The 1123-nt window shown below is 53.3% G+C and carries 1 protein-coding gene and 1 pseudogene; both read right to left on the minus strand.

What is annotated here, in order from left to right; translation table 11 throughout:
• Positions 1 to 158, minus strand: a pseudogene (locus ACTHS3_RS13925) (NAD(P)H-hydrate epimerase); the annotation flags it as partial.
• Positions 159 to 180: 22 nt separating this feature from the next.
• Positions 181 to 1095, minus strand: a complete 915-nt coding sequence (gene truB, locus ACTHS3_RS13930; RefSeq protein WP_070608643.1) for a tRNA pseudouridine(55) synthase TruB — start codon at positions 1093 to 1095, stop codon at positions 181 to 183.
• Positions 1096 to 1123 lie beyond the last annotated feature (28 nt).

The raw sequence follows: 1123 nt of genomic DNA on the forward strand, positions 1-1123 counted from the left end.
CCGCAAACAATCAGGGCGCATCCGGCTTGAGGATGACGCTGCATGAGGTCTCGGGCGGCAGAACTGCCGGCGTTTTCCATTAGTTGGTCGAAGCTTGTGCCTTTATCGACAGCTGCTTGTTCGCGTTCGCGCATTTGGGCGGCGGTATAGACTTTCATGATCGGCTCTCTTTGCAGGAAGTTATTTATCGGCGGTATTCATCAGGCGCAAGGCTTTCAGACGGCCTATTTCTTTTTGATATTCCACCAGTCCGATAAATGCGCCGTCTCGGTTGTATACACGGATGGGCTGTTCGGCGGAAATGTCTTCGGTAAACTGGGGGCGTTGGCCGTGTTTGAGCATGGTAATGGCGTAGTCGTTTAACTCAAGTTTGGGGAAATGTTGCACCAAGACATCGCAAGGCAGCAATAGGGCATCGCGTTCGGCTTCATCCAATTCTGTCAAGGCTTCGAGCGTGTGGCTTTGGGCAATGGTAAAGCCTGCGGTTTCGGTACGGCGCAGGGCGGTCAGGTGGGCGAATGTGCCGATGTGTTTGGCGATGTCTTCGCTGAGGGTGCGGATGTAAGTGCCTTTGCTGCAACGTACGTCTATCACGGCTTTGGGTGCATCAAACTCATTGATATTAATGGAGTAAATGGTGATGTCTCGTGCTTTACGTTCGATAACGATGCCTTTGCGCGCGTATTCGTACAGCGGTTTGCCTTCGTGCTTGAGGGCGGAAAACATGGGAGGTACTTGGCGGATATCGCCCGTTAAGGCTTGGCAGGCTGTCTGAAATTCGGACAATGAAATATCGGCGCGTGCGGTGGCAACGATTTCGCCTTCTGCATCACCCGTACTGCTGGCTTCGCCCAGTTTCAGCGTGGCGGTGTAGGCTTTGTCGGCATCAATCAGGTATTGGGCGAACTTGGTCGCTTCACCAAAACAAACAGGCAGAAGCCCTGTGGCCAAAGGATCGAGTACGCCGGTATGCCCGGCTTTTTCAGCACGGAACAACCGTCGCGCTTTTTGCAGGGCGGTATTGCTGGAAAGACCTTCGGGTTTGTCGAGGAGAAGAACGCCGTTGACCGGGCGTTTGGTGGGTTTGGCTGTCATATTAAGTAGGGGGTGTTAATGTTTAGGC

This window comes from Neisseria sp. P0009.S007, assembly GCF_051962515.1.